General features: G+C 39.3%; 8 protein-coding genes. 5 read left to right on the forward strand and 3 right to left on the reverse strand.

The annotated features are described in order from the left end of the window. From AC6F75_RS13545 to recA, 3 genes are all read right to left on the reverse strand, one after another. Positions 1-1,199, reverse strand: a 1,199-nt coding sequence (locus AC6F75_RS13545; protein ID WP_500715620.1) for a hypothetical protein, incomplete at its 3' end; no start/stop codon positions are given. Then, on the reverse strand, positions 1,199-1,741 hold the full coding sequence (locus AC6F75_RS13550; protein WP_500715621.1) for a sigma-70 family RNA polymerase sigma factor: 543 nt from the start codon (positions 1,739-1,741) through the stop codon (positions 1,199-1,201). The genes AC6F75_RS13550 and AC6F75_RS13545, both read right to left, overlap by 1 nt. 129 nt (positions 1,742-1,870) lie before the next feature. Then, positions 1,871-2,878 (reverse strand): recombinase RecA, encoded by a 1,008-nt coding sequence (gene recA / locus AC6F75_RS13555; RefSeq protein ID WP_500715622.1) that lies wholly within the window; start codon positions 2,876-2,878, stop codon positions 1,871-1,873. Positions 2,879-3,258: 380 nt separating this feature from the next. Here recA and trhO point away from each other — a divergent pair, with 380 nt between their 5' ends. The 5 genes from trhO to AC6F75_RS13580 all read left to right on the forward strand — a co-directional run. Further along, entirely contained in the window at positions 3,259-4,620 is a 1,362-nt protein-coding gene (gene trhO / locus AC6F75_RS13560; protein WP_500715623.1) for an oxygen-dependent tRNA uridine(34) hydroxylase TrhO, read from the forward strand. Further along, positions 4,617-5,858, forward strand: coding sequence for a U32 family peptidase (locus tag AC6F75_RS13565; protein ID WP_500715624.1), 1,242 nt, complete (start codon positions 4,617-4,619; stop codon positions 5,856-5,858). The genes trhO and AC6F75_RS13565 overlap by 4 nt, the downstream gene beginning before the upstream one ends. Beyond that, entirely contained in the window at positions 5,858-6,088 is a 231-nt protein-coding gene (locus AC6F75_RS13570; protein WP_500715625.1) for a ferredoxin, read from the forward strand. The genes AC6F75_RS13565 and AC6F75_RS13570 overlap by 1 nt, the downstream gene beginning before the upstream one ends. A gap of 126 nt (positions 6,089-6,214) precedes the next feature. Then, entirely contained in the window at positions 6,215-7,369 is a 1,155-nt protein-coding gene (locus tag AC6F75_RS13575; protein WP_500715626.1) for a regulatory iron-sulfur-containing complex subunit RicT, read from the forward strand. After that, positions 7,362-7,549, forward strand: a 188-nt coding sequence (locus tag AC6F75_RS13580; RefSeq protein WP_500715627.1) for a gliding motility lipoprotein GldH family protein, incomplete at its 3' end; no start/stop codon positions are given. The genes AC6F75_RS13575 and AC6F75_RS13580, both read left to right, overlap by 8 nt.

The raw sequence follows: 7,549 nt of genomic DNA on the forward strand, positions 1-7,549 counted from the left end.
CTCATCCCGCCTATTATATTCACGCCAACACGATTATTTGATAAATTGTATTTTAATTCAAGTGGAACTTCAAAATAATTCAATTCCTGTTGCATGGTACCTGGAACGATACCATTTCTGGGTACGATTACAACACCATTCTCATTCACAGTGGGAAGAGCCCCTGGAGGCGGATGTAGTGTGCCGCGGTTGCCTACAGCTACTACATAGGTTGAATTTTTATAGTCGATGGACCTTAAGCCGTCTGGAGCTTCGGCAACGGCAAATTCAATGTTGTTTGTGGTGTAGCTTAAGTCTACCATATTTACACCGGTTCTAACACTAAGTCTTTCGTTGATGGCATAACTTACTTTTACTCCATAACTGTAATTGATATCGCCGGACTTGGAGTTGTTTGAAAATTGTGGGTCTATGGATGAACCACTACTAAGGGTGTTGTAATATACAGGCGCAAAATTGGGGGAAACTTCCCAGCGGGGTCCTATTTGGGGTTGATTGACGGCAAGTTCATCCTCGTGTTTTTGAGCGATATAATCCAGCAATGAAATTTTCTTGTCTTCTTCTTCTTCTTTGATTTCAGAAACTGCTATAGCTTCTTTTTCTTCAAATTGTGGTTTAGTAAAGATTTCACCCTGTTCTGGCTTAGTGTCAGAAATTGTTTCTGACTCAACATCTTTTTGCTGAATGGTTGTTTGTGCAATATCTGTTTTAACCGCAGGAACTGGAATTTCTATTTCCTTTTTCTCAACACCTTTTTGGTCAACCGGCTTTGTAGTGACGGCCTTAGTGTCAATTATATCGCTGAATTTATCAGTAGTTTTTGGCCTATCAACCGAATCAGTTTTTTCTGAGTCAGTTTTCAACAAATCTTCTTGTTGAACAATGGCATCGTTTTGTGAGTCTTCGACAATTATAGAATCGTCAGGTAGAATAATTTCAATCTGTTGAGTGGGTTGAGTGTCTTCAGAAGTTATTTCATTTCCCATTGGGGAATTAAAGAACACACTGCCAATCCCTAAAAACAAAATAAGCGTAGCAGCAACTCCGGCGAGTTTGTACCACATGGGCACAACACGTTTTGGTGCTTTTTCTTTTTGAAGAGCTGCAGAAATATTTTCCCAAACAACGGGAGGTGGGGTGGCATCCAGATGTTTAAACTGCTCTTTAAAAAGCCGGTCTATGTGCTTTTTTGTTTTCATTAAGTGTTGCTCTTTGCCTGAGCCTGTTTATTTTCTTCCAATTTGTTTTTTAATATCATTCGTGCTCTCGCCAGGTTTGACTTTGATGTGCCTACTGTAATCCCAATCATATCTGCTATTTCCTGATGTGAATAATCATCAAGCACATACAGGTTAAAGACCAAACGGTATCTGTCGGGCAATTCCTGAATTAACTTCAACAGGTAATCAAGTGACAGGTTTTGTTCTTCAATTTCAGCCTCAGGTTCTTCAGCCAATTGGTCGTTCACGATTTCAAAGTAGCGTTCTTTTCGGTATTTCTGTAAAACGGTGTTGACTGTTATCCGTTTCATCCAGCCCTCAAAAGAACCCTTATGCTTATACTGACCGATGCTTTTAAAAATAGTGAGGAAAGCGTCTTGAAGGTTGTCTTGGGCCTCTGCGACGTTTCGGGAATATTTCAGACTGATGGAGTACAATTTGTTTGCGTAAAGCGTATAAAGCTCTCCTTGTGCCTTAATATTCTCTTTCTTACATTTTTCTATAAGCTCGTTTAAAGCCACTTTCCCGTTTTTAAGTGAAAAATTTGTAGTTGGTATTCCTAAACAGATGCATCTACAAGTTTCACCTAAAAAGAGGTGCTTTACCTGTAGATGCAAATTATGAAATTGGGTTGCGTTGTTGTGTTTTATTTAACTTTTTAACAAGGCAATTGCTTCTTTAATTTTTTGTTCGAGTTCTTCAAAAAGTTCGGGATTGTCCAGGATCAATGCTTTTACTGCATCTCTTCCCTGACCCAGTTTGGTGTCGCCATAACTAAACCACGATCCGCTCTTTTTAATGATTTCATAATCTACACCCAAATCAATAATTTCGCCCACCTTTGAAATGCCCGAACCATACATAATGTCAAATTCGGCTGTTTTGAAAGGTGGGGCCACTTTATTTTTAACGACTTTTACCCGTGTTCTATTGCCCTGAGCGTCACCGTCTGTGTCTTTAATTTGGGTAGACCTTCTGATGTCAAGCCTTACTGAAGCATAAAATTTCAGTGCATTACCACCTGTTGTTGTTTCAGGATTGCCAAACATCACCCCGATTTTTTCACGCAACTGGTTAATGAAAATAACGGTACAATGTGTTTTGCTGATTGAACCGGCAAGTTTCCTTAAAGCCTGAGACATCAATCTTGCATGAAGACCCATTTTTGAATCGCCCATTTCGCCTTCAATTTCACTTTTTGGCGTAAGAGCGGCTACCGAGTCAATCACTACAATGTCTATAGCGCCACTGCGAATCAAATTGTCTGTAATTTCCAGTGCCTGCTCGCCATTGTCGGGTTGCGAAATAATCAGGTTTTCAATATCCACACCCAGTTTTTGGGCATAGCCTCGGTCAAAAGCATGCTCTGCATCAATAAATGCTGCAATTCCTCCTGCTTTTTGGCTTTCGGCTATAGCGTGAAGTGTCAATGTGGTTTTACCTGAAGATTCAGGGCCATAGATTTCAATTACCCTTCCTTTTGGATATCCACCTACGCCTAAGGCGATATCAAGCCCAAGAGAACCTGTAGAAATGGATTCTACCTCCTGCACCGCTTGATCACCCAACTTCATCACCGCACCTTTGCCATAGGTTTTATCAAGTTTGTCCAAAGTGAGTTTTAATGCCTTTAATTTGGCGTCCTTTTCGTTGCTCATTGCTGTGTTTTTTAATTTTTAAATCAATGCTAAAATACTATTTCTTTTGATGCATAACAACAGACCGGCGCAACCTTTTAATTTTTTTTTCATCTAAATACTAAATGAAATCATCTAAAAGAAATATTCTGTTTAATTCCTCTGGTTTTGCAATAGCAATTCTGGTTTGTGAAGGCAGTAAAATTGATGGTGGGTAGTTCGGGATTACTTTTTTCAGATTAAATTATAAAATAAGTATAACCGAATTAGCCATTCACAAGAAGCGTCAAATCAATTATTTGATGCTTTTTTGTTGAATACAAAATATAATTCCATTAATTTTGCAGACTGTTCTTCCATTTAGAACAGTACATATTTATTCTCACTTAAACGTTTATAGCATGCAACTGTACAACACGTTAAGCGCAGACGAAAGAGCCGAACTTATTGATAAGGCCGGCAAACAACGACTCACTTTGTCTTTCTATGCCTACGCCAAAATTGAAAACCCAAAAGCCTTTAGAGATGCCCTGTTTTTAGCCTGGAACCCTCTGGAAGTTCTCGGTAGAATTTATGTCGCTACCGAAGGAATCAACGCTCAGCTCTCACTCCCGGCAGATTATTTTTACGAATTTAAAAACCGCATCGAGGAGTATGATTTTATGAAAGGCATCCGCCTGAACATTGCCGTGGAACAGGACGATTTCTCATTTCTGAAACTCACTATCAAAGTGAGAAATAAAATTGTAGCTGACGGCCTAAAAGACGAAACCTTTGACGTAACCAATAAAGGGGTTCATCTAAAAGCCAAAGAATTTAATGAGTTACTCGACGACCCCGACACAGTAGTTGTGGATATGCGAAATCATTACGAAAGTGAAATAGGCCATTTCAAAGGCGCCATTACCCCTGATGTGGAAACTTTTAGGGAATCGCTTCCCATCATTGAACAACAGCTCGCCGAACACAAGGAAAACAAAAACCTGCTGATGTATTGCACCGGAGGTATTCGCTGTGAAAAAGCCAGCGCCTACTTTAAGCACAAAGGGTTCAAAAACGTGTATCAACTAGAGGGCGGAATCATTGAATATGCCCGACAAATAGAAAATCAAAAGTTGGAGAGTAAATTCATCGGTAAAAATTTTGTGTTTGACAACCGTCTGGGAGAGCGCATTACAGATGATATTGTCTCCAGATGCCACCAATGTGGCTCACCTTGTGACGATCACACCAACTGCGCCAATGACGGCTGTCACTTGCTTTTCATTCAATGTGAATCGTGTAAAGAAAAAACAGACAACTGTTGTTCCGCCGAATGTCAGGAAGTGATTCATCTACCGCTGGTTGAACAAATCAAGTTCAGAAAAGGAAAACAAGTGGGCAATAAAATCTTTAGAAAAGGAAAATCTCCTGCCCTAAAGTTCAAAAGCTCCGGAAAACTGACTGATGCACCTTTAGCTAAAGCTGAAAAGAAAAAAGAAAAAATCATCAAGTCTGCAATCAAAAAAGTGATTGTTGGACAAGGACAACATTATTACCCAAAATCTCAAGTGGGAATGTTTTTAATGGAAAATGAAACCATCAAAAAAGGTGACACCATACTCATTTATGGCCCAACAACCGGCAAACAAGAAGTAAAACTTGATGCATTCTTTGTGAATGGAAGACCTGCAAACAGCGCATTTTCCGGCGATAAAGTGACCCTTCAGCTCCCTTTCAGGCTGCGGCTTTCAGATAAAGTTTATAAAGTTATTGAGCGATGACAAATACAGGGAGGATAGAATTGATGGCACCAGCAGGAAACTTTGATTCATTGCAGGCAGCAATAGACAATGGGGCAGATTCGGTTTATTTTGGAATAGACCAATTGAATATGCGGGCAAGAGCAAGTATCAACTTTACAGTTGATGACTTGCTTGAAATAGCCAAAAGATGTAAAAGTAAAAACATCCGAACGTATTTGACGCTCAACACAATAGTTTATGACCACGACCTTTCTGTAATAAAGTTGTTGATTAAAAAAGCTAAAGAAGCATCAATCACAGCAATTATTGCATCAGATCAAGCTGTTATAGCTTCTGCCAGAGAAATGGATATGGAAGTGCATATCTCAACACAACTCAATGTAACAAACACTGAAACAGTCAAGTTCTACAGCTTATTTGCAGACACTATGGTTCTTTCAAGAGAATTGAGCCTCAGACAAGTGAAAAATATCTGTTTGCAAATTGAAAAAGAACAGATAAAAGGCCCATCAGGCAAATTGGTTGAAATTGAAATATTTGGTCACGGTGCCTTGTGTATGGCTGTTTCAGGAAAATGCTACCTGAGTCTCCATTCTCACAACTCTTCAGCAAACAGGGGAGCCTGCAAACAAAATTGTCGAAAAAAATATACTGTAATCGACCAGGAAACAGGTTTTGAAATTGAACTCGATAATGAATATATGATGTCTCCAAAAGATCTATGCACAATAGATTTTTTAGATCAGGTAATTGAAACCGGAATCAAAGTGCTCAAAATTGAAGGAAGAGGAAGAGCTCCCGAATATGTTGCAACGGTAATACAAACTTATCGGGACGCTATTGATAGTTATTATGAAGGCACTTATTCCAAAGTCAAAATAGATGTTTGGATGAAAACCCTTGAAAAAGTTTACAACCGAGGTTTCTGGTCTGGATATTATCTAGGACAAAAATTAGGTGAATGGAGTGATAATTCAGGATCAAATGCAACTCAGAAAAAAGTGTATGTAGGAAAAGGAATCCACTTTTACCCCAAAGCAGAAGTGGCAGAATTTAAAATTGAAGCCTTTGAAATCAAAAAAGGCGACACCCTATTGGTAACTGGGCCCAACACCGGTGCAAAGGAGTTTTTGCTGAAAGAATTTTATATAAATGAAAAGCCGGCAAGTCTTGCAAAAAAAGGTGACCAATGCACTATAAAACTCCCATTTAGAATTCGGTTGTCAGACAAACTCTACAAAATGGTTCAAGCTTAATGGTCGTAATTACATTACAAAGAGCAAAGTGCATAGGGTGCAATTATTGTGTTGAATTGGCACCCCAACAGTTTCAAATGTCCAAAAAAGACGGAAAGGCTGTTCTACTTCACTCAGTAAACAGCAAAGGGTTTTTTACTTTAAAATCTCATGATTTCACTATTTTAGAAAACTCTAAAGCAGCAGCAAAAGCTTGTCCCGCAAAAATTATTTCTGTTAAAGAAACTTAATTAACAATTTTAACCGGCAAACTGTAAGTCGTTGAAGTTTTCAGTGAAATAAAAAATAGTATCTTTACCCTTCAATATTTTTTTAACAAAAAGGTGGCTTAAGGTCACAGTCAAGATATATATTTTATGGGCTGTACAAGCTGTTCAACAACCAATAACGGACAACCCAAAGGGTGCAAAAACAACGGCACCTGCGGAACAGACGGCTGTAACAAACTCACCGTTTTTGACTGGCTCGCCAACATGGTTTTGCCCGGTCATCAGCAACCTTTTGAGTATGTTGAAGTGCGGTTTAAAAACGGAAGAAAAGATTTTTTTCATAACAATGAAAAGCTTCCATTGAGCATGGGCGATGTGGTAGCCACCGAAGCTGCTTCAGGTCACGACATCGGAATTGTATCCTTGGCCGGTGAACTGGTCAGGATTCAAATGAAAAAGAAAAGGCAAAAAACTGAAGTAACCCACCTTAAAATTTATCGAAAAGCTACTCAGCGCGATATTGACATTTGGCATAAAGCCAAAAACAGGGAGGAAGCTGTAAAAGTGAGGGCAAGACAAATTGCTATTCGGCTGAATCTGAGAATGAAAATTTCAGATGTTGAATTTCAGGGCGACGGATCCAAAGCCGTTTTTTACTACACTGCAGACGATCGCGTGGACTTCAGGGAACTTATCAAAGAATTTGCAGCAGAATTCAGTACCCGAATTGAAATGAAACAAGTGGGTTTCAGGCAGGAAGCTTCCCGTCTTGGCGGCATTGGCTCCTGCGGAAGGGAGTTGTGTTGTTCTACCTGGCTGACTGATTTTCGTTCGGTTAATACTTCTGCCGCGAGGTACCAGCAACTTTCCTTAAATCCACAAAAATTGGCTGGTCAGTGCGGAAAACTCAAGTGCTGTCTCAATTATGAACTGGACACTTATCTTGAATCACTGGAAACTTTCCCAAGTATTGACGTTAAACTAAGTACTGAAAAAGGAACAGCTATTTGTCAAAAACTGGACATTTTTAAAAGAGTGCTTTGGTATTGTTATGAAGGCGAATGGATGAACTGGCACGAAGTATCAGTTGAAAATGCCAACGAAATTATCACCCTGAATAAGCAAAATAAAAAGGCCGTTAGCTTGGAGGCTTATGCTAAAGAGGCTGTTGAAGCTATGGACGCTGTCTATAACAACGCTGCAGGGCAGGATAGTTTAACGCGTTTTGACAAACCAAAGAGTTCCAAGAACCGTCAGAAAAACAAAAAAAGAAAAAAAAGAAAACCCCATAAAAATGATTAGAAGGGCGATTTTCCCATTGTTTTTTTTAGTGCTGCTAAGCTGTAATTCAAATGAAGTGTACAGTGAATATAAAGCCCTTCCCGATCATTGGCCCATAGAGGAAACGCTTGAGTTTTCCCTGCCGTCGCTAGATTCTCTGAAAACATACAATTTGTTTTTTAACGTTAGGAATACCAATGA

This window comes from Planktosalinus sp., assembly GCF_059864935.1.